The sequence below is a fragment of the Paraburkholderia sp. UYCP14C genome (assembly GCF_004197395.1).
Classification (GTDB): Bacteria; Pseudomonadota; Gammaproteobacteria; order Burkholderiales; family Burkholderiaceae; genus Paraburkholderia.
The window spans coordinates 19142-44494 of sequence record NZ_SELS01000006.1 but is presented as its reverse complement, the minus strand read 5'-3'; the positions used below and the strand labels follow the sequence as shown (position 1 = coordinate 44494).

Annotated in this window: 18 protein-coding genes; 10 read left to right on the top strand and 8 right to left on the bottom strand. The window is 65.6% G+C overall.

What is annotated here, in order from left to right:
- Positions 1-207: 207 nt before the first annotated feature.
- From EVC45_RS07205 to EVC45_RS07190, 4 genes are all read left to right on the top strand, one after another.
- The gene (locus EVC45_RS07205; RefSeq protein ID WP_129957333.1) at positions 208-1443 is read left to right on the top strand and encodes a cytochrome P450; all 1236 of its coding nucleotides are present in this window, start codon (positions 208-210) and stop codon (positions 1441-1443) included.
- A 199-nt stretch (positions 1444-1642) separates the two neighbouring features.
- Complete coding sequence (locus tag EVC45_RS07200; RefSeq protein ID WP_129957332.1) at positions 1643-2656, top strand: Ku protein; 1014 nt, start codon at positions 1643-1645, stop codon at positions 2654-2656.
- 71 nt (positions 2657-2727) lie between these two features.
- Entirely contained in the window at positions 2728-5544 is a 2817-nt protein-coding gene (ligD, locus tag EVC45_RS07195) for a DNA ligase D (RefSeq protein WP_129957331.1), read from the top strand.
- A gap of 87 nt (positions 5545-5631) precedes the next feature.
- A complete protein-coding gene (locus tag EVC45_RS07190; protein WP_129957330.1) occupies positions 5632-5946 on the top strand; it encodes a hypothetical protein in 315 nt (104 codons plus the stop codon).
- 23 nt (positions 5947-5969) lie between these two features.
- Here EVC45_RS07190 and EVC45_RS07185 read toward each other — a convergent pair whose 3' ends face one another.
- The gene (locus EVC45_RS07185) at positions 5970-6938 is read right to left on the bottom strand and encodes a LysR family transcriptional regulator (protein WP_129957329.1); all 969 of its coding nucleotides are present in this window, start codon (positions 6936-6938) and stop codon (positions 5970-5972) included.
- A 183-nt stretch (positions 6939-7121) separates the two neighbouring features.
- Here EVC45_RS07185 and EVC45_RS07180 point away from each other — a divergent pair, with 183 nt between their 5' ends.
- Positions 7122-8138 (top strand): zinc-binding alcohol dehydrogenase family protein, encoded by a 1017-nt coding sequence (locus EVC45_RS07180; protein WP_129957328.1) that lies wholly within the window; start codon positions 7122-7124, stop codon positions 8136-8138.
- Between the two features lie 233 nt (positions 8139-8371).
- Positions 8372-8920, top strand: a complete 549-nt coding sequence (locus EVC45_RS07175) for a DUF6013 family protein (protein WP_129957327.1) — start codon at positions 8372-8374, stop codon at positions 8918-8920.
- A 58-nt stretch (positions 8921-8978) separates the two neighbouring features.
- Here the strand turns inward: EVC45_RS07175 and fetB are convergent, their stop codons facing one another.
- Both fetB and EVC45_RS07165 read right to left on the bottom strand, forming a co-directional pair.
- The gene (gene fetB, locus EVC45_RS07170; RefSeq protein WP_129957326.1) at positions 8979-9785 is read right to left on the bottom strand and encodes an iron export ABC transporter permease subunit FetB; all 807 of its coding nucleotides are present in this window, start codon (positions 9783-9785) and stop codon (positions 8979-8981) included.
- Complete coding sequence (locus EVC45_RS07165) at positions 9782-10522, bottom strand: ATP-binding cassette domain-containing protein (protein ID WP_129957325.1); 741 nt, start codon at positions 10520-10522, stop codon at positions 9782-9784. The genes fetB and EVC45_RS07165 overlap by 4 nt, the downstream gene beginning before the upstream one ends.
- Positions 10523-10706: 184 nt before the next feature.
- Here EVC45_RS07165 and EVC45_RS07160 point away from each other — a divergent pair, with 184 nt between their 5' ends.
- On the top strand, positions 10707-13163 hold the full coding sequence (locus tag EVC45_RS07160; protein WP_129957324.1) for an AsmA family protein: 2457 nt from the start codon (positions 10707-10709) through the stop codon (positions 13161-13163).
- A gap of 317 nt (positions 13164-13480) precedes the next feature.
- Here the strand turns inward: EVC45_RS07160 and EVC45_RS07155 are convergent, their stop codons facing one another.
- A complete protein-coding gene (locus EVC45_RS07155; RefSeq protein WP_129957323.1) occupies positions 13481-13972 on the bottom strand; it encodes a hypothetical protein in 492 nt (163 codons plus the stop codon).
- 384 nt (positions 13973-14356) lie between these two features.
- On the opposite strand from EVC45_RS07155, the gene EVC45_RS07150 reads away from it, so the two are divergent.
- The 3 genes from EVC45_RS07150 to EVC45_RS07140 all read left to right on the top strand — a co-directional run bounded on the left by EVC45_RS07150 (position 14357) and on the right by EVC45_RS07140 (position 18572).
- Positions 14357-15967 carry an ATP-binding protein gene (locus EVC45_RS07150; protein WP_129957322.1) on the top strand — a complete coding sequence of 537 codons (1611 nt, stop codon included), beginning with the start codon at positions 14357-14359 and terminating at the stop codon, positions 15965-15967.
- 80 nt (positions 15968-16047) lie between these two features.
- Positions 16048-16539 carry a response regulator gene (locus tag EVC45_RS07145; protein ID WP_129957321.1) on the top strand — a complete coding sequence of 164 codons (492 nt, stop codon included), beginning with the start codon at positions 16048-16050 and terminating at the stop codon, positions 16537-16539.
- Positions 16540-16598: 59 nt separating this feature from the next.
- Entirely contained in the window at positions 16599-18572 is a 1974-nt protein-coding gene (locus tag EVC45_RS07140; RefSeq protein WP_129957320.1) for a response regulator, read from the top strand.
- Between the two features lie 122 nt (positions 18573-18694).
- Here the strand turns inward: EVC45_RS07140 and mscL are convergent, their stop codons facing one another.
- The 4 genes from mscL to mfd all read right to left on the bottom strand — a co-directional run bounded on the left by mscL (position 18695) and on the right by mfd (position 25248).
- Positions 18695-19141 carry a large conductance mechanosensitive channel protein MscL gene (mscL, locus tag EVC45_RS07135; protein ID WP_129957319.1) on the bottom strand — a complete coding sequence of 149 codons (447 nt, stop codon included), beginning with the start codon at positions 19139-19141 and terminating at the stop codon, positions 18695-18697.
- 100 nt (positions 19142-19241) lie between these two features.
- Positions 19242-20276, bottom strand: a complete 1035-nt coding sequence (locus EVC45_RS07130) for a threonine/serine dehydratase (protein ID WP_129957318.1) — start codon at positions 20274-20276, stop codon at positions 19242-19244.
- An 89-nt stretch (positions 20277-20365) separates the two neighbouring features.
- Positions 20366-21598 (bottom strand): acetylornithine deacetylase, encoded by a 1233-nt coding sequence (argE, locus tag EVC45_RS07125; RefSeq protein ID WP_129957317.1) that lies wholly within the window; start codon positions 21596-21598, stop codon positions 20366-20368.
- A 170-nt stretch (positions 21599-21768) separates the two neighbouring features.
- Positions 21769-25248 carry a transcription-repair coupling factor gene (mfd, locus tag EVC45_RS07120; protein WP_129957316.1) on the bottom strand — a complete coding sequence of 1160 codons (3480 nt, stop codon included), beginning with the start codon at positions 25246-25248 and terminating at the stop codon, positions 21769-21771.
- Positions 25249-25353: the final 105 nt, after the last annotated feature.

Genomic DNA, 25353 nt, shown 5'->3' with positions numbered 1-25353 from the left:
GGCCTGAGCGGGCGGGTTTGCCGTGCGCTCTGGCAGCGCGCGGTTCATACTGACGCATCGAAGCGTGTGGTGCAGTCGTCGCGTTGGCTGAAGCCGGCGTCCGGCGCATCGCCACAATGGAACAGGCCGGGAACAGGCCGAACCAATACGGTCACACGAACCCACCACCCCCAACGGGCGCAACAAGACGTCCCACGGAGACAACGCATGACCCCGGCATCCACCAGCGACGCATCCTCTCTTGTCCGCGACTTCGATCTGCGTCATCTAAGTCCGGCGTTCTACGCCGATCCCTATCCGGTCTATCACGCACTGCGCAGCTACGAGCCGATCAGGCGCATGCCGGACGGGTCGCTGTTTCTGACGCGCTTTCGCGACGTGCAGGCGGTCTACCGCGACCCGAAGACCTTCAGTTCCGACAAGACCGTCGAGTTCCGGCCGAAATACGGCGACTCGCCGCTGTACGCGCATCACACCACGAGCCTCGTGTTCAACGATCCGCCGCGCCACACGCGTGTGCGCAAGCTGATCGCCGGCGCGCTGACCGCGCGCGCGATCGCGGCGATGGAGCCCGCGCTGATCCGGCTCGTCGACGGCCTGCTCGATGCGGCCGCGCACCGCGGGCGTATCGATCTGATCGGGCAGTTCGCGTCGGCGATTCCGGTCGAGGTGATCGGTAATCTGCTCGACGTGCCGCACGACGAGCGCGCGCCGCTGCGCGACTGGTCGCTCGCGATCCTCGGCGCGCTCGAGCCGTCGCTCACCGACGCGCAGTTGGAGCGCGGCAATCGCGCGGTCAGCGAATTCGTCGACTACCTGCGCGGCCTCGTCACACGACGCCGCCGCGAACCGGGCGATCCGCAGCACGACGTGCTGACTCGGCTGATTCAGGGGGAGGGGCCGGACGAGCAGCTATCGGAAGCCGAACTGCTGCAGAACTGCATTTTCATCCTGAACGCCGGGCATGAAACGACCACCAACCTGATCGGCAACGGCCTCGTCACGCTGAGCGAATGGCCCGGCGAGCGTGCCGCGCTGCTGCGCGAGCCCGAGTTGATCGGCAGCGCGGTCGAGGAGTGTTTGCGCTTCGAGAGTTCGAACCAGCTCGGCAACCGCATGACCACCGTCGACACCGAGATCGGCGGCGTCGCGGTCGCGCGCGGCACGCCGGTCACGTTGTGCATCGGCGCGGCCAATCGCGATCCGGAGCAGTTCGCCGATCCGGACCGCTTCGACATCCGCCGCGATCCGAACCGGCATCTTTCGTTCGGCTTCGGGATTCATCAGTGCGCGGGCTTGTCGCTGGCGCGGCTGGAGGCGCGGATTGCGATCGGGCGCTTCGTGCAGCGCTTCCCGGCGTATCGCGTCGATGGCGAGCCGACGCGGGGCGGGCGCGTGCGGTTTCGCGGCTTTGCATCGGTGCCGGTCGTGCTCGAGCCTTGATGCGACCTCCGCGTAGACCGCGTGCACAAAGCAAGCCGTAGGTTTTGCCGACGCGTCGCAATACTTACAGCCCGTGATGGCACGCCGCCGGACCGATCAGCCGATGCTTTACACATGGCAGCAGCATCATGCGCGCTGAAAACACGGGCACGCTTGCTGCTTCGCTGGATATCTCAGGGCGAGGGGACAGGGGAGCGCGATGGCACACATGATCTGGAAAGGCGCAATCAGTTTCGGGCTCGTCCATGTACCGGTGCAACTCTATCCGGCGACGCAGTCGGAGAAGGTCGGCTTCAATCTGCTCGACAAGCGCACGATCGACCCGATCGGCTACAAGCAGATCAACAAGCGCACCGGCAAGGACGTGAGCCGCGACAACATCGTGCGCGGCTTCGAGTACGAGAAGGACCACTACGTCGTGATGTCGGACGACGAAATCCGCTCGGCGAACCCCGAATCGACGCAGACGGTCGAGATCCTCGCGTTCGTCGACGCGCCCGACATCTCCTTTCTCTATCTCGATACACCGTATTTCCTGACGCCGGACCGCAAGGGCGAAAAGGTCTATGCGCTATTGCGCGAGGCGATGAAGGCAGCGGGCAAGATCGGCGTCGCGAGTGTCGTGCTGCACAACAAGCAGCATCTGGCGGCGCTGATTCCGCTCGGTCCGATGCTCGCGCTGAATACGCTGCGCTGGGCCAACGAGGTGCGCGGTCTCGACGAATTCAAGGTGCCCCCTGAAGGCATGAAGGCCGCCGGCGTGTCGGCGAAAGAGCTCGACATGGCGAAAAAGCTGATCGACGACATGAGCGAGACGTGGGACCCGATGCAGTATCACGATACGTTTCGCGACGACATCATGGCGTTGGTCGAGCGCAAGGTCCGGGCGGGCAAGACCGAGGAGGTCACCGAAGTCGAAACGCCGCACGGGTCGCGCAAATCCGCCGACATTCTCGATCTGTCCGATCTGCTCAAACGCAGCCTCGGCCAGGGCAAGGGCAAGCAGGCGGCCACACACCGCCAGCGCACCGCCGACGAGGACGAGCACAAGGCCGATCGCGAAGCCGAGTCCGATGCAGCGGCGAGCGCCCCCGCGCGTAAAAAGGCTCGCGCTGCAGGCACGGCGCGCAGTCGCAGCGGCAGCAGCGGCAGCAGCGGCCGCGCCGCAACCAGAACCACGGCAACACCGCGCAAACGGCGCGCGGCGGCTTGAGTGCACGCACGACCCGCCTATCGCACTCAACGCACACACAAACGCGCACACAACGCACCGGAGTCATCGCCGTGAACGAACGACTCGACCTCTATCATCGCAAGCGCCGCTTCGAGGACACACCGGAGCCGGCCGGTGCGGCGACCCGCAAGCGCGCCGCGGCCAGGACCGGCAGGAGCGCGAGCCGCGCCGCGCCGGCCACGCTGTCCTACGTGATCCAGGAGCACGACGCGCGGCGTCTGCACTACGACTTCCGGCTCGAACTGAACGGCGCGCTGCTGTCGTGGGCGATTCCGAAGGGACCGAGCCTCGACCCGTCGGTCAAGCGGCTCGCGGTGCACGTCGAGGACCATCCGCTCGAATACGGTACGTTCGAGGGCGAGATTCCGCCCGGCAACTACGGCGCCGGTACCGTGATCGTGTGGGATCGCGGCACATGGGAGCCGGCCGGCGGCGCGGCCGAAGCCGCGCGGTCGTACGCGGCCGGCAAGCTCAAGTTTCATCTGCACGGCCAGAAGCTGCACGGCGGCTGGACGCTCGTTCGCAGCCATATGCCCGGCAGCGGCGACAAGGAGCAATGGCTGCTGATCAAGGAGCGCGACGAAGCAGCGCGCGACGAAAGCGACTATGACGTACTGAAAGAGCTGCCCGGTAGCGTGCTGACCGACGGGGCTTCGAAAGGCAGGAAAGCGAAACAATCGAATGTGCACACGCAAGCGCCGAGCGACGGCAAAGCCACGAGCGCAGGCAAGCCGGCGACATCCGCATCGTCGCGCCGCGCCGCCGATCCCAAACGCCCCGACATCGTCTCGACGCGCAGCGCGCAGTCGCTACGCGAACTCGCGGCATCACCATCGATAGAAGGCGCGGTCAAAGCCGCGTTGCCCGCGAGCCTGACACCGGAGCTGGCGACGCTCGTCGACACCGCGCCGCCAGGCGAGAACTGGCTATACGAAATCAAGTTCGACGGCTACCGCGTGCTCGCGCGCATCGACCACGCATCGACAGCGAAGGGCCGTGCCGTCAGCGTTTTCACCCGCAACGGCAACGACTGGACCACCAGGTTCAGCAAGCAGATCGAGGCCTTCGCGGGCCTCGATCTGCAAAGCGCATGGCTCGACGGCGAAGCGGTCGTGCTCGATGAACGCGATGTGCCGAGCTTCCAGTTGCTGCAAAACGCGTTCGATGCGCATCGCCCGCAGGACATCGTGGTCTATCTGTTCGATCTGCCGTTCCTGAACGGCTACGACCTGCGCGGCGTACCGCTCGAACAGCGCCGCGCGATCTTGCGCGCGCTGCTCGAAGGCGTCGACGATCGGGTGCTGCGCTTTTCGAACGATTTCGATTTCAGTGCCGACGAACTGCTCAAGAGCGCGTGCGAGATGGGACTCGAAGGCATCATCGGCAAGCGGCGTGACAGCAGCTATGCGTCAGGCCGCTCGCCGTTGTGGATCAAGCTGAAATGCCGGCGCCGCCAGGAGTTCGTGATCGGCGGCTACTCCGAGCCGGCCGGTAGCCGCGCGGCGTTCGGCGCGCTGCTGCTCGGCGTCTACGACGGCGACGGCCGTCTGCAGTACGCGGGGCGTGTCGGCACCGGCTTCGACGCCGCGCTGCTGCGCTCGGTCAAACAGGCGCTCGACGCGCACGCGAGCAAGCACATGCCGTTCGCGAGCGCGCCGCGCGAGCGCAGCCGCACGCCCGTCCATTGGGTCGAGCCGGTGCTCGTCGCCGAATGCGACTTCGCCGAATGGACGAGCGACGGCATCGTGCGTCAGGCGTCGTTCGTCAGCCTGCGCGACGACAAACCGGCGCGCCAGATCGTCAGGGAAACCGCCCGACAAGGAGCCGACGTGCAACAGCAAACCGAAACCGCCGCGGACGATGCGCGGCAAACGGGCGTGCCGAAAAAGCGCGCGGCGAGGAAGACCGCCGGCACCGCGAGGACTGCCGCTGCGGACAGCGCGCCCGCCCGTACCACGGCGACACGCGCGCGCGCACAGAGCGAAATTGCCGGCGTGCGCATCTCGCATCCCGATCGCGTGATCGACAGGAGCAGCGGCGCCAGCAAGCTCGAACTGGTGCAGTACTACGAATCAATCGCCGATTGGATGCTGCCGCATCTGCGCGAGCGGCCGGTCGCGCTGGTGCGCGCGCCCGACGATATCGGCGGCGAGTTGTTCTTCCAGAAGCACAGCCAGAAGCTGTCAATTCCGCACGTCACGCAGCACGAGGGACTCGATCCCGGCCATCCGCCGCTGATCACGGTCGACACGCTCGCCGCGCTGGTCGGCTGCGCGCAGATGGGTACCGTCGAATTTCACACCTGGAATGCGGTCGCGTCGAATATCGAAAAGCCCGATCGCATGGTGTTCGACCTCGACCCGGACCCGTCGCTCGGCTGGGATCGCATGATCGAGGCCGCGCAACTGACCCGCTCGCTGCTCGACGAACTGGGCCTGAAGTCGTTCTGCAAGACGAGCGGCGGCAAGGGCTTGCACGTGGTCGTGCCGCTCGCGAAGCAGGCCGGCTGGGACGAAGTGAAGGATTTCTCGCAGGCGGTCGCGCAGCATATGGCGGCGACGCTGCCGAAGTACTTCAGCGCAAAGATGGGCGCGCAGAATCGCAAGAAGAAGATTTTCATCGACTATCTGCGCAACAACCGCGGCTCGAGCACGGTGGCTGCATTCTCGGCGCGCGCGCGGCCGGGGCTCGGCGTATCGGTGCCGCTCGCGTGGGACGAACTGGACAGCACGACGAGCGGCGATCAATGGAACATCCGCAACCTCCACGAGCGCGTGGACGGCCTCAAAAACGACCCGTGGGCCGACTATGCGAAGACGCGTCAGCGCCTCACCGCCGCGATGAAAAAACGGCTGGGCGTCGCGTGATGAGCGCTCGTTCACATCGCTGGATTCAACCCGCGAATTCACCGTGCGCTCCCGGCGCGCGAACGCGATTCGCGAAGGAGTAATCGAATGAAAACCCTGCCGCAATCAACAGATGGCGACCGGCAAGCGAAGCCGCCAGCCGACCCGCATACAAGCAAGCACCCGAAGACATTGCAGGAAGCTGGGGCGCCGCTGCCGCATGAAACCGATCAGCATCCGGAGTCGCAGCACGAGGACGCGCCGCGCCATGTCGGCAAGCAGGCGCATGAGGATCTCGAGCATGGACTGCAGGATACCGACCGCCGCGGCGGCGACGAGTATCAGCAGCGCACGCAGAACGACTCGCATACCGATGTGAACTCGGATCGCAAGCAGCGCGGTGCGAAGGGCGGCAAGCGCTGACGCCGCGTACCCAGGCGTGGCGCCTACGCGCCCGCCCTTGCATCCGGCTCACGATCCCAATACGGCGGATCGCCGAAATGCGCGGCAACGAAGTCGATGAACGCGAGCGTCTTCGGCGGCACGAACGCGCGGCTCGGGTACACGGCCCAGATCGCGACGTCGTCAGCGAGCGGATAGCTGTCGAGCACACTGACGAGTTCGCCGCTGCGCAGATAAGGCGCCACGTCCCACGTCGATTTCAGCGCGATGCCGAAGCCCGCGAGCAGCGCGTCGCGAATCACCTCGCCGTTGTCGGTGACGAGCCGCCCGCTCACGCGCACGTCGAGCGGGCCGGCCGGCGTCAGGAAGCGCCAGTCGCGCTGCTCCGACAGGATCACGCACTCGTGCCGCGCGAGATCCGGTGGATGATGCGGCGTGCCGCGCGCGGCCAGATACGCGGGGGACGCGCACAGCACGCGGCGGTTGACCGCGAGCCGTCGCGCGACCAGCGACGAATCCTTCAGCGCGCCGACGCGAATCGCGACATCGATGCCCGCGTCGACCAGATCGACCAGCTGGTCAGTCAGGCGCAGATCGACGCTCACGCCCGGATAGCGGCGCAGAAACTCGCTGATCACCGGCGACACATGCTGGCGCCCGAACGAAGACGGCATCGACACGCGTAGCCGTCCCTGCGGCTCGGCCAGCGCGCGGCCGACCGATGCGCGCGCGGCGGCGGCCGCGTCGAGCAGCGCCTCGGCGCGCGTCATGAACACTTCACCGTCCTGGGTGAGGCTGATGCGGCGCGTGGTCCGATGCAATAAACGCGCGCCGAGCAGCTTTTCGAGCTGGGCGATCCGCGCGCTCGCGACCGCCGCCGACAACCCGAACTCGCGCCCCGCCGCCGACACGTTGGCGAGCAGCGCGGCGCGCACGAATAGCGCGACGTCGAGCAGATCGAGCCGTTCGCGCTCGCTGGGCACGGACTGGCCGGTCGGGTCCGGACGGTTCATTATTCTGAAAAACCAAAAAATGTTTCAGTGATTATGTATCTTTTATCAGAATAAGAAACATCCTACGATATGTCTGATGGATTCGACGATCATGACGGGCGACGGAACACCACCGCGCACGGGCCGGCGGTCCTTTCTCCGCAGCAAGAACCTGTGCATCAACCGAACGAACAAGGAGCAATCATGAAAGCCGTCGGACTCTACCGTTATCTGCCGATCGATCACGCCGAAGCGCTCGTCGACGTCGAGGTCCCGAAACCCGAAGCGAGCGGCCGCGATCTGCTGGTCAAGGTCGAAGCCATCTCCGTGAACCCGGTCGACACCAAGGTGCGTGCGCCTAAAGACACCGTCGAGAAGAGCCCGCGCGTGCTCGGCTGGGATGCGTCCGGGACGGTCGTCGCGACCGGCCCCGAGGTCACGCTGTTCAAGGTCGGCGATCCGGTGTTCTATGCGGGCAGCATCACGCGGCCGGGCGCCAACAGCGAGTTTCATCTGGTCGACGAACGGATCGTCGGACACAAGCCGGCGTCGCTCGATTTCACGCACGCGGCCGCGTTGCCGCTGACCGCGATCACTGCGTGGGAAGCCTTGTTCGATCGCCTCGGCGTATCGCCGCAGGGCGCCGACGCAGGCCGCACGGTGCTGATTTTCGGCGGCGCGGGCGGGGTCGGCTCGATCGGCATCCAGCTCGCGAAGCAGCTCGGCAAGCTGAAGGTGATCGCGACCGCGTCGCGGCCCGAATCGGCGAAATGGGCACGGGAGCTCGGCGCGGATCACGTCGTCGATCACTTCGGCGATCTGCCCGCGCAGACGAAGCAGATCGGCATCGAGCAGGTCGACTACGTGTTGATCTTCAACGATACCGACCGCAATTTCCCGGCAGCCGCGCAACTGATCAAACCGCAAGGCAGCATCTGCACGATCGTCGAGAACAGCGCCGCGGTGCCGGTCGAATTGCTGAAGGCAAAGAGCGCCGCGTTTCACTGGGAGTTCATGTTCACGCGCTCGATGTTCGGCACGCCCGACATGATCGAGCAGCACAAGTTGCTGACCGAGGTCGCGCGGCTCGTCGATGCGGGTACGTTGCGCACCACGCTTGGAGAGGACCTCGGGCGCATCAACGCGGAGAATCTGCGTCGTGCGCATGGGTTGCTCGAAGCGGGACGCGCGATCGGCAAGCTGGTACTGACCGGCTTCTGAGACGAAATCGACGCGCAGAACGCGTGTCGCCGCAAGCGGGTTAACACCCGAGCCGACACGACACGCGCGCTGGCGCGCTTGGCGTTAGACTGACGACGCAGCATGCCAAAACGGTTGCGTGTCTTGCGGCGAGGCAAGCCGGTATGAACCGGCCGGTCCCCGGCAGTGCGCGAACAGTGCACGGGCAGTCTCGTCGACGCAGGCGCGCAGCGGCACAACAACGAGGTGACAGTATGAGCTTCAGCTTCAAACTCTCCGCCGTTTCCGTTGTCGCTTCTCTCGCCTGCGCGCTCGTGCCGGCTGCTCGCGCAGCCACGCCGATCACGGTGACCAACCAGGCCGCGCTCGACGGTCCGATCCGCTACACCGTTCGGGTCACGTCGAAGCAGTTCGGCAATTCCCAGGAGACCCGCACGATCCGCTCAGGCGAATCGGACGACTTCACGTGGAAGACCGTGCCGCCCGGTGGTCCGGTGGCCGCCTCCGACGCGTGCCCGGACTACGCGTCGCTGCCGATCGACGAGAATGGCGCGATGATCCGCCAGACCCAGATCCGCTTTGCGCCGGTGGTGGCGAGCGACGGCACCGCAACCGTGCAGCTGAGCTTCCAGGCGCAGACGCCGCATGGCGTGAAGGCCGTGACGAGCGGCGGCAAGACGGTCCAGTGTCCCAATGCCGTGCGCATGAGCCAGATCGTGCGTTTCACGATGCCGGTCAATGGCACCACGAAAACGCTGAAGCTGAGCGACGGCACCGAGGTCGCTGTCACCGCGAAGCGTTGAAGGGGTGAGCACGCGGCGTGATGGCCGCGTGCGACCCGTTGCACCACTCGCCAGCGCACTATCCTTTGCGTGCCTCACGCTCGACGAGCCGCGCCGGCAAGAACTGATGCTCGGCCGAAAAGAGCCGTCGGTAGGTGAGCAGCACAGCGCCCACGGTCCCCAGCGCCGAGGCCGCAGCGATCAGAAACATGATGACGATCTGATAGCGCACCGCCTGCAATGGCGATTGCCCGGCCAGCACCTGACCGGTCATCATGCCCGGCAAACTGACCACGCCGACCACCGCCATCTGGTTCAACGTCGGCATCATGCCCGCGCGCACCGCCTGGCGCGCCGGCGCCTGCGCGGCCTCCCAGCGTGTCGCGCCGAGCGCGAGCGCCATGTCGACGCGGTCGCGTCGCGCCGTCAACTCCTCGGTCATCCGCTCGATGCCGAGCGATACACCGGTCAGCGTGTTGCCGAGGATCATGCCGAGAATCGGAATCGCATATTGCGGCTCGTACCACGGATGAATCCGGATCACGACGAACAAGCCCACCGCGGCCACGAGCCACGAGCTGACCCAGATCGACAGCACGCTGTCCACGCGTTGTCCGGCATAGGTGCGGCTGCCGCGCTGCGCGCCGGCGAAACCGGCGATCAGCGTCATCACGATCATCAGCGGCAGCACCACGTACCAGCGAGCGAAACTGAACACCCAGCCGAGCACGTAGCCGATCGCGAGCAACTGGACGACGGTGCGCACCGCCGCCCATGCGAGCTTGCGCTCGAGATCGAGCTTCAGCGCGACCGATACCGCGCCATTCACGACGATCAGCAGCGTCGCGATCGCGACGTCCCACAAGCTCAGATTCTGCAGGCTCATTGACGGGGCTCCCGCTGCAGATCCGCGGGATCGCGTGGGTCGGTGTCGCGCAGCGCGGGAGTGTCTTCGGTCAGCACACCGGCGCGCATCGTCAGGTGGCGGTTGCTCATGCGTGCCGCCTGCTCGAGATCGTGCGACACCCACATCGACGCGTGAGCTTGGGGCGCGGCATCGAACCACGCCTGCACGAGCGCTTCGATCGCTCGCGACGACGCCGGGTCGAGCGATGCGGTCGGCTCGTCGAGCAACAGCACTTCGGGCGCGAGTTGCAGCACGCGGATCAGTGCGGCGATCTGCGCTTCGCCGCCCGACAGCTCGCTTGCCCGCTTGCCGAGAAAGTCCTCGCCGCGGCCCGCCTGCATCGCAAGCCTGGCCGCGCGTGCGCGATCGAAGCGCACGTCGCGATACGCGTGCAGCTCGAAGGGATAGCGCAGATTGTCTTCGACGCTGCCGTCGATCAGCGCGGGCCGCTGCCGGATATACGCGACGCCGCGCCGGTAGCGCGGAATCGCCGCGCGCTCGACTGGCGCGCCATGCCACAGGATGCGTCCCGCATCGATCGGATCGAGCAGCGCGAGCGCGCGCAGAAACACGCTCTTGCCGGAGCCGGACGGTCCGGTAATCGCGGCGCGCTCGCCGGCGCGCAGCGCGAAGGTGGTCGGCTGCAACAGCGTCTGGCCACGCTGCGCATCGCGCCGCACGATGCCGTCGGCGAGGACGAAGGGAACATCGGTCATGGTTGGAACGTCGTGGGGAGGGTGCGACGGCGTCAATGCGCCGGTCGGTTTGTCGGCAAAGCGTGCGCCATGATAAAACGACGAGGCACGACAACGCACGACAGGCGCGGCGATTCATCGTTTCGCGCCAGGCATGATAACTGCTGCACGGTGCACAACGTAGAACAACACGCGGAGCTTTTCAATGGCAGGGTCGAGCAGCATAGGACGACGGGTAGGAAAAATCTTCGCATGGCTGCTAGCGACGCTCATCATCCTGATCGTCGCGCTCGTCATCTTCATCCTGAGCTTCGACTGGAACCGCGCGCGGCCTTACATCGACGACAAGGTCAGCCAGGCCATCGGCCGGCCGTTCGTGATCAACGGCGACCTGAAGGTGGGTTGGCGTCATGCGGTCGGCGAAACCGGCTGGCGCGGCTGGGTGCCCTGGCCGCGCTTTTCGGCGGCCAACATCACGATCGGCAATCCCGACTGGACTAAACAGCCGCAGTTCGCGACGCTCGACGAAATCGACTTCGAGGTCGAGGTCCTGCCGCTGCTCGCGCACGACATCGTGATTCCGGCGATCAACTTCGTGAATCCGTCGGTCGATCTCGAACGGCTCGTCGACGGGCGCAATAACTGGACCTTCAAGCTGGCGTCGTCGGGCGGACCGTCCGAGTGGAAGCTCGTTCTGCACGATATCGCGTTCGCCAGGGGCAATATCGCGCTGTCGGATCAGCAGAAGAAGGTCGAGCTGCAGATGGCCGTCGATACACTAGGACAGCCGATCCCGATCGGCGACGCGCTGAAGCAGCAGGAGGCGGCCTCGCGCAGCGCGTCGGCGCAGGCGATCGGCCGCGCCGGCGCGAGCAAGCTCGCCGCGCAGGCCGAGGCGCAGGCGGCCTCGGAGGCGAAGGCGGCTTCAGAGGCGGCGGCTTCTGCAACGGCGGCGCAGGTCGCATCGGGCGCGTCCGCAGCTTCAGGCGCGCTCGCCACGAGCGGCGGAGCCGCGCCAGCTGAAGCCGCCAGCGAGAGCGCCAGCGCGGCCGCGACCGGTTCGGGCGCGAGCGGCACTGCAGGCACGGCGCGTGCGACGCCGCTCTATGCGATCGCCTGGACCGTCAAGGGCACCTATAACCGCACCCCGGTGTCGGGCAGCGGCAAGCTCGGCGGCGTACTCGCGCTGCAGGACGCGAACCGTCCATTCCCGGTGCAGGCCGACGTCAAAGCCGGCGACCTGCATATCGCCTTCGTCGGCACGATCACCGATCCGGCGCATCTCGCGGCGCTCGATCTGCGTCTCTGGCTGCAGGGCAACAGCATGGCGCGCCTGTATTCGCTGACCGGCGTGACCTTGCCCGAAACCCCGCCATACGCGACCGAGGGTCATCTGATCGGCCGCTTCAAGTCGAGCGGCAACGTGTTCACGTATGAAAACTTCACAGGGCGGGTCGGCGGCAGCGATCTCAACGGGTCGTTGACGTATACCGCGCGCGAGCCGCGGCCTTTGCTGCAGGGCGAACTCGATTCGCATGTGCTGCAGTTCGCGGATCTCGCGCCGGTGATCGGCGCCGATTCGAACGCGAGCAAGGCGAAGCGCGGCGACGCGACTGCGCAGCCGGGCGATCGCGTGCTGCCGGTCGAGGAGTTCCGCACCGACCGCTGGAAGGCGATCGACGCCGACGTCAAGTTCACCGGCCAGCGCATCGTCAAGAACTCGAACCTGCCGATCACGGATCTGTACACGCACGTCGTGATGACCGATGGCGTGCTGTCGCTCGTGCCGCTGAAGTTCGGCGTCGCGGGCGGCTCGCTCGCGTCCGACATTCATCTCGATGGCGCCTCGGCACCGTTGAAAGGACGCTTCGCGATGTCGGCGCGGCATCTGAAGCTGAAGCAGCTGTTCCCGAACTTCAAGACGATGCAGAACGCGCTCGGCGAGATCAACGGCGATGCGTCGTTGTCCGCGACCGGCAATTCGCCGGCGGCGCTCGCGGCGAGCTCGAACGGCGAGGTGAAGGCGCTCGTGACCGACGGCACCGTCAGCCGTTTGCTGATGGAGGCGGCTGGGCTCAACGTCGCGAACGTCGTCTATGAAAAGCTGTTCGGCAATCGCGACGTGAAGATCAACTGCGCGGCCGCCGATTTCGTCGCGACCGACGGCGTTCTCGAAGCGCGCGTGTTCGCGCTCGATACCGACGACGCGGTGATCAATATCGACGGTCACATCAATCTGCGCGACGAAACGATGGACCTCGGCGTGCATCCGCATACGAAGGGCTTCCGGGTCTTTTCGCTGCGCTCGCCGCTGTACGTGAAGGGCACGTTCAAGCATCCGCACGTTGGTGTCAATGCGGCCGCGCTCGCATTGCGCGGCGGCGCAGCGGTGGGACTCGGGCTAATCAATCCGTTCGCGGCGCTGATCCCGCTGCTCGCGCCGAGCAACAACAAACCGCTGCCGTGCGGAGAATTGCTCGCGCAGGTGCGGCAGATGCCGAAGGCGCCCCCGCCCGGCGTCAAGCAACCGCCGAAGGCGCCGATATCGCTCGACGGCGCGCCGGTCAACAAGTCCTCGGGCGGCGCGTCGTCGCCGGCCGCGGCGGATCGCAAGCCGGCGACGCTGTCGCCGGCGAGCGCGGCCGAATACAAGGGCAGCTGAGGTTGCCGGGTCGGCCTGCGAACTGGTTGAATGGGAGCGTCGGCGGCGGCCTGTGCGTGGTCTGCTTGTCGCTGACCAGCGTGCCGCCCGCGCGCAAGCGTGCCGATGATGCAAGCGCGAAATGAATGACATGAAGCCGCGCGCGGAACTGCGCGCTGTTGCCGTCGAAGCGAGCGTTTGAATGAAGCGAAGAGGAAGGCGGCGCCGCTCTGAAGACAACGCCAGCGATGCGTGACGACAACAGCTGTCGAAACTGCGGATGAATGACGACGGAACGACCCGTCAGTAACCCTGAACTTCAGGGCATCTGATCTGCGCTATCGGAGCGAGCGCGGTGTTGCATCACCTGACGCATCCTGGCGACGCACGCCGCGGCGGGTACCGATCCGCGTCGCGCCGAACTCCGTCAGAATCTTGCCGCGCGCACGGCTCGCGAACACGAGGAAGCCGAAGCCGTCGGCCTCGTACCAGTAACCGCCGTTCTCGAGACCATCGAGCGGCTGCTCCAGCGCGTTGGTAATGGATTCGATGCAGCGACGCCGCAATTCGGCCGGCGCCGGGTAGGGTGGCTGCGCGCCGCGCACACTGCATAGAAGCACGTCGAGTCCGGGCAGCACGTGTGCATAGAGCACCGGTTCGTCCTGCGCGCGAGCCCGCGCGATCTTGGTGTCGAGTTGACTGAACGGCTTGAAATGCCGCAGAACCGCGAGGAACGACTCGTCGCCGTCCACCTTCGCGCGTCTACGCTTTTTCGGGAAGGACATAAAAATTCGCCTGAAAAAGAATTGCAAGAAACGCTGCGTCCTCATGCGACCACTCCCGGCTTTCGCGCGCCGCACGTCGATCTTTTATAGCATACGACAAGGCCGGATTCACGATGATTCGACGCTATCGCATCGCCCCATCACCTCCCGCACGAATCATGCCGAACCGCCTCGCCGCGCGCATTCGCATCCCAGCACACCTTGTCTCCATCATAGACGCAGGCGGAGCGGAAAAAACATCCCATCCCAATAAAAAAGTCATTTTTGTGTGGTCGAGCGCTTGCTAGGGGCGCCGTTGAAATATCTCCGATTCACGTCGATAATGGCCCGTCCGGCCGCGCTGCGCCCGCCTACGGGGCGCGACGGGTGTGCGCGAGCCCGCCGTTCGAGTGACAGCCTGAATCACAGCCTGAACGCCCTGACGGAACCATGAAACTATTCACCAAAGGTTTGCTGCTGATCGCGGTACCGAGCGTGGTCGAACTCGCGCTGCTCGGGGTCGTCTTCGACACCCAGGAGCGGACCGCGCAGGCCGCGCGATGGGTCGACAACAGCAAGCAGATCCTCTACGAGTCGTCGGCCATCGTCGATCCGCTGCTGCGTCAGGCCGCGCGTGTGCGCACGGCGATGGTGACGGGCGATGCATCGCTGATCGACCGCCAGGCGGTGTGGGTCGACCTGAACGATCGGCTTGCGAAGCTCGATACGCTGGTCGCCGAAACGCCGGCTCAGGCCGAGCGCGTGCGCAGCATGCGGCGCGCGATCGACGCGTATCGCGAGCAGAGTGTCGCGATCTCGCAGGCGCTGCACGAGGGGCGCAGTCTACGCCCGTATATCGCGCTCGAAACCGGCGAGTTGCCCGAGCAGGTCGCCGTGTTCCGCGATGAGTTGGCCCAGTTCGGCGCGGCGGCGTCGGAGCTCGACGTCGAGCGCTCGACTGCGCTCGGCGAGCGGCGCGAGCTTCAGCAGCGCGCGCTGATCGCCGCGGTGTTCGGCTCGATGCTGATCTGGGCAGCCACTGCTTTCGTGTTCGCGCGCGGCATCGGCCAACGCCTCGAAGTGTTGACCGATAACGCCGAGCGCCTCGGCAGCGGCCGGCCGCTCGCCGCACCGTTGTCGGGCAGCGATGAGATCGCCGCGCTCGACAATGTGCTGCATCAAACCGATACGCGTCTGCGCGAGGCGGAAGCCGGGCAGGAGGCACTGAAGACGGAACTGGAAGCACGCGCTCTTGAACTGGCGGCCGTCAATGAGGAATTGCGCCAGGAAACGCAGGATAACGAGATGTTCATCTACAGCGTGTCGCACGATCTGCGCTCGCCGCTCGTCAATCTGCAGGGTTTTTCGAAGGAGTTGCACGTGTCGTGCGACGAACTCGACGGCCTCGTCGGGCAGGCTCGCCTGCCCGAGAACGAAGCGCGCCGCATGACGCAGATCCTCGATGGCGACGTGCGCGAGTCGTTGCACTATTTGCGCACCGCGGTCGCGCGCGCGGCGACGATCATCGACGCGCTGCTGCGCATCTCGCGCGCGGGACGACTCGAATACCAGTGGCAGCGGGTCAGCGTCGGGCGCGCGGTGGCAAAGGTCGTCGATGGGCTGCAAGGCACGATCGACCAGCGCGCCGCGAGCATCACCGTGCGCGAGCTGCCGCCCGCATGGGGCGATCCGGCGGCGGTCGAGCAGATCTTCAGTAACCTGATTGGCAATGCGCTGACTTTCCTCGATCCGGCGCGTCGCGGGCGCATCGAGATCGGCGCGCTCGCGCCCGAACCCGTCGACGAAAGCGAGCCGCGCGCGGTCCGGATGCGCACCTATTACGTCCGCGATAATGGACTCGGCATTCCGGCCGCATATCTGTCGAAGGTGTTTCGCGCGTTCCAGCGTCTGCACGGGGACGTCGCGAGCGGCGAGGGGATCGGCCTCGCCGTGGTGCGTCGCACGGTCGAGCGGCACGGCGGGCGCGTCTGGGTCGAATCGGCCGAAGGCGCCGGATCGACCTTTTTCGTGGTGCTGCCCGAGCAGCCGGTGCGCTTCTGAGCACCGCGCATGCCGGCGCGGGCACTGCCGCCGCCAGCTTCCCGGCGGCCTGGATCGCGCATCGTTAGCACGGAGAGCCTATGAATCACGCGCAAACGGTCAGCATCGTTCTGATCGAAGACGACGACGGCCACGCGACGCTCGTCGAGCGTAATCTGCGCCGCGCCGGCATTTCGAACGGCTTCGTGCGCTTTCGCGACGGCCAGCAGGCGCTCGATTACTTCTTCGGCCCCGCGCCTGCGCAGCCGCTGACCGACGCCAACGGCCATCCCTATCCGCCGCGCGAGAATCTGGCGAATTTCGTCGTGCTGCTCGATCTGAAGATGCCGCGCGTCGACGGCTTCGAGGTGCTGCGGCGTCTGAAGGAAGCCCCCGAGACCGCCGCCGTGCCCGTGATCGTGCTGACTACGACCGACGATCCGCGCGAAATCGCGCGCTGCTACGAGCTCGGTTGCAACGTGTATATCTGCAAGCCGGTCGAATACGATGCGTTCATCGAGGCCGTGCGCCGGCTCGGCTTTTTCCTGCAAGTGGTCAAGCTGCCGCCGGGGCATCGTCTCTCGCCGGCCTGAAGCTGTCCGAAAGCCGTTCATGACAACATAAGCACTGACCTCAGCCAGAGAGCCCCTGCATGACCGAAGAAGTGTCCACGCCGCACGCCGCGTATGTGCTCGTCGTCGATGACGACGAGGGGATCTTGCGGCTCGCGCGCAAGTCGCTCGAACGCGCCGGCTGCCGGGTGGCGATTTGCGCCGGTGTCGAGGCGGCCCGCGAGCGCCTCGCGAGCGGCGGCCCCGACCTGCTGGTGCTCGACTATCAGCTGAGCGGGCCGGAGACCGGGCTCGATTTCTTCCGGCGTCTGCGCGCGGAGGGCGTGCGCATTCCGGCGATCCTCGTGACCGGCTTCACCGACGAGTCGCGCGTGATCGAAGCGCTGCGCGCGGGCGTGTCCGACGTGGTGCCGAAGTCGGGCGACTATCTCGACTATCTGCCGGAGGCCGTGGAGCGCGTGCTGTCGCAGGTGCGGCTGCAACGCGCGTCCGACGAAGCGCTGCTGCTGCGCGATCGCGAGCAGCATTACCGCACGCTGTCGGAGGCGTTGCCGCATCTGGTGCTGACCTGCGACGCGGCCGGCGATTGCGACTTTCTGTCGAAGCAGTGGTACGACTACACCGGCTTGCCTGAACACGCGTCGCACGGTCTCGCGTGGCTCGACGCCGTGCATCCCGACGATCGCGAGCAGATCCGGCAAAGCTGGCTGAAGGCCGTCGCGAGCCGCAGCGGCGACTATCGGCACGAAATGCGGATTCGCCGCCACGACGGCGAGCACCGCTGGTTCGACGTGCGCGTGGTCGCGATGCGCGACGCCGAGGGCAACGTCAGCAAATGGTTCGGCAGCTGCACCGACATCCACTCGCAGCGCGAGGCGATCGAGGAGCGCGAACGGCTGCTCGAGTCCGAGCAGGCCGCGCGTCAGGCCGCCGAAGAAGCGAATCGCGCGAAGGACCGCTTTCTCGCGATGCTGTCCCACGAATTGCGCACGCCGCTCACGCCGGTGCTCGCGGGCGCGAGCGTGCTCGAGATGATCCCCGAGCTGCCCGAACAGGCGCGCGCGAGCGTGCGCATGATCCGCCGCAACGTCGAGCTGGAAGCGCGGCTGATCGACGATCTGCTCGATCTGACGCGCGTCGCGAACGGCAAGCTGCGACTGTCGCTGGAGACCGTCGACGTGCACGACGTGATCGACAGCGTGCTCGAACTCTTTCGCAGCGAAATCCAGGTCAAGCAGCAGGACGTGCATGTCGACAAGCACGCGACGCATCACTACGTGCTCGCCGATCGCGCGCGCCTGCAACAGATGCTATGGAACCTGATTCGCAACGCCGCGAAGTTCACGCCTGACGGCGGCTATATCTATGTGCGCACGCGCGACGAACGCATGCACGTGCAGATCTCGGTCGAAGATACCGGCATCGGCATCGAGCCGGAGCAGATCGGCAAGCTGTTCAATGCGTTCGAGCAGGGCGACCAGAACATGACGCGGCAGTTCGGCGGGCTGGGCCTCGGTCTCGCGATCACGAAGGCGTTGACCGACGTGCACGGCGGCACCGTGACCGCGCAGAGTCCCGGTCCGCATTGTGGCGCGACCTTCACGATCACGCTGCCGACCGCGGCCGCGCCGGCCGCCGCGCAGCCGGTCGTCGTGCCGAGCAGCGTGCTGCCGGCGAGCTCGCTGACGGTGCTGCTGATCGAGGATCACGCCGATACCGCCGACGTGATGGCCCAATTGATGCACACGCTGGGCCATCAGGTGACGGTGGTCGGGCGCATCGACGATGCGCTTGCGGCGACGCAGTTGCAGACGTTCGATCTGATCGTCAGCGATGTCGGTTTGCCCGATGGCACCGGCCTCGATTTCGTCAAGGCGTTTCGCAAGTATTCCGACGCGCCGGCCGTCGCGTTGACCGGTTTCGGCACCGACGAGGACGTGCGCCGGTGTTTGAGCGCGGGCTTTACGTCGCATCTGACGAAGCCTGTCAATTTCGGCCAGCTCGAAGCGATGATCGAAAGCGCGGCGCAATTGAAGGCGCGAAAGGATAAGTAAGGCTCGATAACATGCCGCATTGAGAATGGCGGAAAAAGACAAAGGCCTGTTGCGACGTGGATCGCAACAGGCCTTTTTTATTTCACCGGCTCAGGTATTTGAACCCGAGCTTCATTTAACAATTAACGCTGCGGACTCTTCAGCGAATCGCGGATCTCGCGCAGCAGCAGCACGTCTTCCGGCGGGGGCGGCGGTTCCGCCGGCGCGGCTTGCGGTTCCTTGCGCAGTTTGTTGATGAACTTGACCATCAGAAAGATGATGAACGCGAGGATGATGAAGTTGATCGTCGCGGTAATGAACGAACCGTAGCCGAACACCGCCACGCCGGCCGTCTGCAGGTCTTTATATGATTCGGGATTGCCTTTGTAGCTTGCCGGAATATGGCCGAGGCGAACGAACAGATTGGAGAAGTCGAGGCCGCCGGTAGCGACTCCGACAACCGGCATGATCAGGTCCTTAACCACGGAATTGACAATGGTGGAAAAGGCGCCGCCGATAATCACACCGACCGCCAGATCCATTACATTGCCTTTGAGGGCAAATTCTTTAAATTCCTGGACCATGCTCATAGAAACACCTCCCCTGAAATGAATAGCCGAATAATACCAATCTGAAGCGGACAGGCTAGTGCTTTAGCCGCATTGCAACAGGTGCATTCGTTGCACGCGGCTAATGAGGAAACTGTGACTCGCTATGACGCGCGCGTTCCAGATGCGCGGCAAAACTGACCGGGTCGATATTGGTGCCGCACAGCAGCACGCCCACGCGCTTGCCCTGCAACTGATCGCGCAGCGGTCCGAGCAGTGCGGCGGTGGCGGCCGCGCAAGCGGGCTCGACCGCGAGCTTCAGCTGATTGAACAGGATCAGCATCGCCTCGCGCATCTGATCGTCGGATACCGTGACGAGCCGATCGATATGGCGGCGGCACAACTCGTAGCTGTATTGCTCGGAATGCGGCGACATCAGCGAATCGGCGATGCTGTGCATATGGCCCATTCTGATCGTATGGTTGGCGGCAAAACTCTTGCTCATCACGTCCGAGCCTTCGGGTTCGACGCCATACACGTGCACGTTCGGATTTGCGAGCCGCAGCGCAGTGGACACTCCGGCCGCGAGTCCGCCGCCGCCGATCGGCACGATCACCGCTTCGAGGTCGGGCGTTTGCGTCGCCCATTCGTAACCGAGCGTCGCCGAGCCGAGCACCGTGCGATAGCCGTTGAACGGATGCACGAAATAGCGGCCTTCCTCGGCCTCGACGCGGCGCACCAGTTCGAACGCTTCGGCGAGATCTTCCGCATAGATAATGTCGGCGCCGTATTCGCGGCACAACGCGACGCGTGCCGGATTCGCCGTGCTGAACAGCACGACCTTCGCGCTGACGCCGAGTCGCATCGCCGCATAGGCGACCGCCACCGCGTGATTGCCGCCCGACACGCAGGTGACGCCCGCGCTCTTTTGCGCGTCGTCGAGCGCGAGCAGGTTCGTGAAGGCACCACGCGCCTTGAAGCTGCCGCCCACCTGCAAGAGTTCGAACTTGAAATTGACGACGGTGCCCTGCAGCGACGAGAAGTCGAGCCGGTCGAACACCGGTGTGCGCGCGACCCACGGCACCAACGTAAAGTGCTGCGCGGCGATGTCGTCGAGCGTGGGGATCGGCTCGCCGTCGATCGTGTGATCCGTGTGCTGCGGCATGGCGCTGGACATGGCGGTCGCTCCGGAGTCGTCGATGTCGCTGAGACCCGTGGCGCGGCGCGCAGGTTCATTGCGATTGCGCGCCGCTGCAACGAAACGGGCTAAGCGGCCTCGACCGACATGCTGTGGATGAACTTGCGCAAGAAGCGCTCGCACGCGACGAGCTGCCCGAGCTCGACGAATTCGTTTGCTTTGTGCGCCTGCTGGATATCGCCGGGGCCGCAGACGATGCTCGGAATCCCCGCGTTCGAAAAGAGCCCGGCCTCGGTGCCGTACGCGACCTTGCGCTTGTCCTGGTCGGCTGTGAGCGCGCGTACGAGCTGCGTGATCGCGGCCTGTTCAGACGAATCGAGTCCGGGTGCCGCGGCGATCTTCGTGATCTCGATCGCGGCCGACGGATGCTCGCGCAGCATTTTCGGCAGCAGCGTGTCGCGCGCGTAAGTGTCGATGCGCGCGAAGATCTGCTCGGGATCGAGCGTCGGCAGATTGCGGAATTCGAACTGGAACTGGCATTCGGCCGGCACCGTGTTGATCGCGTTGCCGCCGGTGATCGTGCTGGTCTGCGCGGTGCTGAACGGCACGTCGTACAGTTCGTCGAACGGGCCTTGCGCGCGGAACTGGTCGGCCATGTCGCGGATGTAGCAGATCAGGCGCGCCGCGTACTCGATCGCGTTCAAGCCCTTCGGCGTCAGCGACGAATGCGCGGCCTGGCCGCGCACGCAGCACTGATACGCGTTGATGCCCTTGTGCGCGATGATCGGGCGCATGCTGGTCGGCTCGCCGACGATACAGCCGTCCGGCTTCACGCCGCGCTTCATCAGATCGGCGATCAGAAGCGGCGCGCCGACGCAGCCGACTTCTTCGTCGTACGACAGCGCGAAGTGGATCGGCTTCGCGAGCTTCGCGCGCTGCATGTCGGGCACGAGCGCGAGCGCCGCGCCGATGAAGCCCTTCATGTCGCAGCTGCCACGGCCGTAGAGCTTGTCGCCGCGAATCTCGGGCTTGAACGGATCGCTGTCCCATTGCTGGCCGTCCACCGGCACGACGTCCGTGTGGCCCGACAGCACGACGCCGCCGTTCGTTTCGCCGTCGTGCGCGGGAATCGTCGCGAACAGGTTCGCCCATTGGCCGCCCTTGCCGTGCGTCAGTGTCGCGTCGATACCGGCCGCGCGCAGCTCGTCGCGCACGGTTTCGATCAGGCCGAGATTGGGATTGCGGCTCACCGTATCCATCGACACGAGACGGGTGACCCAGGGCAGAGATAGCGGAGAAGCGGGAGATGCGGAGGAGGCGGACGACTGCGACGAGTGCGCTGTTTCAGCGACGTGAGACATGACTTGACTCCAGCATTTTGTATCTATCGATCATATCCCAAATCGCATTTTCGTAAGGGCTTCCAAAAACCCGAGGCCGCGTTGGCGCAGCGCAGCATCGATGCAGAAAACGGGGGACGTCCCCCCGTTTTCTGCAGTTCCCCGGACCCTTCGCGCGCGGCGATCGGCGCTCAGCGCGCGGGCGCCGGCGCGGTGCCGCGGCTCGGCGAACCGAGCGCGCGCAAGGTCTCCTTGACGGTCGCGACACGCACCGCGAGATCCGGGCTGCGCGTTTCGATGCGCAGCTTGTCCTGACCCGCGAGCTTGATGTGCTTGTGCTTCTGCACCATCTCGATGATCCGCATCGCGTCGACCGGCGGGTTCGGGATGAACTGCAGGCCGATTACCGCTTCGCCCGCATCGATCTTCGAAATGCCGAGCGGCTTCGCCGCGAGCCGCAGCCGATGCGTTTCCACCAGCGCATGCGCCTGCGGCGGGAGCTTGCCGAAGCGGTCGATCAGCTCTTCCTGGATGCCGTCAATCGAGTCGTTGTGTTCGCAGTTCGCGAGTCGCTTGTACAGCGACAGACGCTCCTGCACGTCGCCGCAATAGTCCGACGGCAGGATCGCCGGCGAATGCAGGTTGATCTCGGTGGTCGCGGCGAGCGGCGCGGTGAGGTCCGGCTCCTTGCCGTTCTTGAGGGCCTTCACCGCGTCGTTGAGCATGTCGGTATAGAGCTGGAAGCCGATCTCCTGAATCTCGCCCGACTGCTTGTCGCCGAGCACCTCGCCGGTGCCGCGAATCTCGAGGTCGTGCATCGCGAGATAGAAGCCCGAGCCGAGTTCCTCCATCTGCTGGATCGCTTCGAGTCGCCGCTGCGCCTGCTTGGTGAGCCCTTGCGGATCGTGCACGAGCAGATACGAGTACGCCTGATGATGCGAGCGTCCGACGCGGCCGCGCAGCTGATGCAATTGCGCGAGACCGAACTTGTCGGAGCGATGGATCAGGATCGTGTTCGCGCTCGGCACGTCGATGCCGGTTTCGATGATCGTCGTGCACAGCAGCACGTTCGCGCGTTGGGCGACGAAGTCGCGCATCACGCGCTCCAGTTCGCGCTCGTGCATCTGTCCGTGCGCGACCGCGATGCGCGCTTCGGGCACCAGCGCTTCGAGCATCTGCCGGCGATTCTCGATCGTCTCGACTTCGTTGTGCAGGAAGTAGACCTGGCCGCCGCGCTTCAGCTCGCGCAGCATCGCTTCGCGAATCACGCCGTCTTCCTCGCGCCGCACGAAGGTCTTGATCGCGAGGCGCTTTTGCGGCGCGGTCGCGATCACCGAGAAATCGCGCAGACCTTCGAGCGCCATGCCGAGCGTACGCGGGATCGGCGTCGCGGTCAGCGTCAGCACGTCGACTTCGGCGCGCAGCGCCTTCAACGCTTCCTTCTGACGCACGCCGAAGCGGTGCTCCTCGTCGATGATCACGAGCCCGAGCCGCTTGAACTGCACATCGGACGACAGCAGCTTGTGCGTGCCGATCACGATGTCGACCGAGCCTTCGTTGATCTGCTGGATCGCCGCGTTGACTTCCTTGGTCGACTTGAAGCGCGACAACTCGGCGATGCGCACCGGCCAGTCGGAGAAGCGGTCGCTGAAGGTCTGCGTGTGCTGTTCGGCGAGCAGCGTGGTCGGCGACAGCAGCGCGACCTGCTTGCCGCCCATCACCGCGATGAACGCGGCACGCAATGCGACCTCGGTCTTGCCGAAGCCGACGTCGCCGCACACCAGCCGGTCCATCGGCTTGCCGCTCGTCATGTCGCCGATCACGGCCGCGATCGCGGCGGCCTGGTCCGGCGTTTCCTCGAAGCCGAAGCTCTCGGCGAACTTCACGTAGTCCTTCGGTTCGAGCGCGAACGCGTGGCCTTCGCGGGCGGCCCGGCGCGCGTACAGATTGAGCAGCTCGGCGGCGGTGTCGCGGATCTGCTGCGCGGCCTTGCGCTTGGCCTTTTCCCACTGACCCGAGCCGAGCGAATGCAGTGGCGCGCTTTCCGGATCGGCGCCGCTATAGCGCGAGATCACGTGCAATTGCGCGACCGGCACGTAGAGCTTGCTGTCGCCCGCATATTCGAGGTGCAGGAACTCGGTTTCGCCTTCGCCGAGGTCCATCGTCACGAGACCCATGTAGCGGCCGATACCGTGCTGCGAATGCACGACCGGGTCGCCGACCTTCAACTCGGACAGATCGCGCACCATCGAATCGACGTTGCTCGCCTGTTCCTGGCGGCGGCGTCCCGCGCGGCGCGCGAGCGGCCCGTACAACTCGGTCTCGGTGATGATCGCGATGCCGTCGCCGGGCACTGCGAAGCCGTTCGCAAGCGGTGCGACGCCGAGCGAGAAGCGCGCGTCGCTCCTGAGCCAGTCGGCGAAGCTGTCGGCCGAGGCGGGCTTCAGCTGGTTGTCGGCGAGCAGTTGCAGCAGCGTCTCGCGGCGGCCCGCCGATTCGGCGGCGAACAGCACGCGGTTCGGCGTCGTGCTCAGATAGGCGCGCAGCGCCGAGACGGGGTCGTCGGCGTGACGGTCGATCGCGAGGTTCGGCAGCGCGAGCGACCACGCGCCGTCACCGTTCGTGGGCAGCACGAGGCGCGCGAACGGCTTGGCGAACGTGAAAAAATCTTCATCCGACAGGAACAGCTTCTGCGGTTCGAGAATCGGCCGGTCGCGGTCGTGCGACAGGAAGTTGAAGCGCTGCTTCGTGTCGTTGCTGAAGCGCCGGATCGCCGCGTCCAGATCGCCGACGAACGCGAGTTGTGAACCGTCGGGCAGGTAATGGAAGAGGGTGGCCGTCTCCTCGAAGAACAGCGGCAGATAGTATTCGATGCCCGCCGACGGCACGCCGTTGCCGATGTCTTTATAGATCGACGCGCGGCTCGGATCGCCCTCGAAGGTCTCGCGCCAGCGGCTGCGGAATGCGGTGCGGGCGGCTTCGTCGAACGGGAATTCGCGGCCCGGCAGCAGACGCACGTCCTTGACCGGGTAGAGGCTGCGCTGCGTGTCGGGGTCGAACGCGCGGATCGAGTCGACCTGGTCGTCGAACAGGTCGATCCGGTAGGGCAGCGGCGAGCCCATCGGGAACAGGTCGAGCAGCGAGCCGCGCACGCAATATTCGCCGGGACGCACGACCTGGCTCACGTGCTCGTAACCGGCGAGCGTCAGTTGCGCCTTCAGCTTCGCCTCGTCGAGCCGCTCGCCCTGCGAGAACGAGAACGTGTAGGCGGCCAGGAACGACGCGGGCGGCATCCGGTACAGGGCCGTGGTGGCCGGCACCAGCAGGATGTCGCAGCGGCCTTCGCCGAGGTCGTGCAGCGTCGCGAGACGCTCGGACACGAGGTCCTGGTGCGGCGAAAAGGTGTCGTAAGGCAGCGTCTCCCAGTCGGGCAGCAGGCGCACGCGCGCGTCGGGCGCGAAGAAGCCGATTTCCTGCGACAGCCGCTGCGCGTCGACCGCGCTTTCGCAGACCACCGCGAAGAGCGGCATCTTCTCGCGATACGCGAGATGGTAGCGGGCGATCAGCAGCGCGTCGGACGAACCGCGCGTGCCGTCGAAGGCGAAACGCTGGCCGGCCTTGACGAGCGCGACGGGCGAGGAGGACTGCGAGGATGCGGCGATGTCTGGCATAAGGGAGAAAAAGGGCGGCTCGGAGCTCACACGACGGCCAAGTTTACGCGTGTCCGGGCGTGGATGCGAAGGACCTATTATAAAATCCGTCCTTTACTTTGACCT

Excerpts from the sequence above, each read along its gene's own strand:
- EVC45_RS07205 (WP_129957333.1), top strand. The coding sequence starts at position 208 with ATGACCCCGGCATCCACCAGCGACGCATCCTCTCTTGTCCGCGACTTC.
- EVC45_RS07200 (WP_129957332.1), top strand. The coding sequence starts at position 1,643 with ATGGCACACATGATCTGGAAAGGCGCAATCAGTTTCGGGCTCGTCCAT.
- EVC45_RS07190 (WP_129957330.1), top strand. The coding sequence starts at position 5,632 with ATGAAAACCCTGCCGCAATCAACAGATGGCGACCGGCAAGCGAAGCCG.
- EVC45_RS07185 (WP_129957329.1), bottom strand. The coding sequence starts at position 6,938 with ATGAACCGTCCGGACCCGACCGGCCAGTCCGTGCCCAGCGAGCGCGAA.
- EVC45_RS07180 (WP_129957328.1), top strand. The coding sequence starts at position 7,122 with ATGAAAGCCGTCGGACTCTACCGTTATCTGCCGATCGATCACGCCGAA.
- EVC45_RS07175 (WP_129957327.1), top strand. The coding sequence starts at position 8,372 with ATGAGCTTCAGCTTCAAACTCTCCGCCGTTTCCGTTGTCGCTTCTCTC.
- fetB (WP_129957326.1), bottom strand. The coding sequence starts at position 9,785 with ATGAGCCTGCAGAATCTGAGCTTGTGGGACGTCGCGATCGCGACGCTG.
- EVC45_RS07165 (WP_129957325.1), bottom strand. The coding sequence starts at position 10,522 with ATGACCGATGTTCCCTTCGTCCTCGCCGACGGCATCGTGCGGCGCGAT.
- EVC45_RS07160 (WP_129957324.1), top strand. The coding sequence starts at position 10,707 with ATGGCAGGGTCGAGCAGCATAGGACGACGGGTAGGAAAAATCTTCGCA.
- EVC45_RS07155 (WP_129957323.1), bottom strand. The coding sequence starts at position 13,972 with ATGAGGACGCAGCGTTTCTTGCAATTCTTTTTCAGGCGAATTTTTATG.
- EVC45_RS07150 (WP_129957322.1), top strand. The coding sequence starts at position 14,357 with ATGAAACTATTCACCAAAGGTTTGCTGCTGATCGCGGTACCGAGCGTG.
- EVC45_RS07145 (WP_129957321.1), top strand. The coding sequence starts at position 16,048 with ATGAATCACGCGCAAACGGTCAGCATCGTTCTGATCGAAGACGACGAC.
- EVC45_RS07140 (WP_129957320.1), top strand. The coding sequence starts at position 16,599 with ATGACCGAAGAAGTGTCCACGCCGCACGCCGCGTATGTGCTCGTCGTC.
- mscL (WP_129957319.1), bottom strand. The coding sequence starts at position 19,141 with ATGAGCATGGTCCAGGAATTTAAAGAATTTGCCCTCAAAGGCAATGTA.
- EVC45_RS07130 (WP_129957318.1), bottom strand. The coding sequence starts at position 20,276 with ATGTCCAGCGCCATGCCGCAGCACACGGATCACACGATCGACGGCGAG.
- argE (WP_129957317.1), bottom strand. The coding sequence starts at position 21,598 with ATGTCTCACGTCGCTGAAACAGCGCACTCGTCGCAGTCGTCCGCCTCC.
- mfd (WP_129957316.1), bottom strand. The coding sequence starts at position 25,248 with ATGCCAGACATCGCCGCATCCTCGCAGTCCTCCTCGCCCGTCGCGCTC.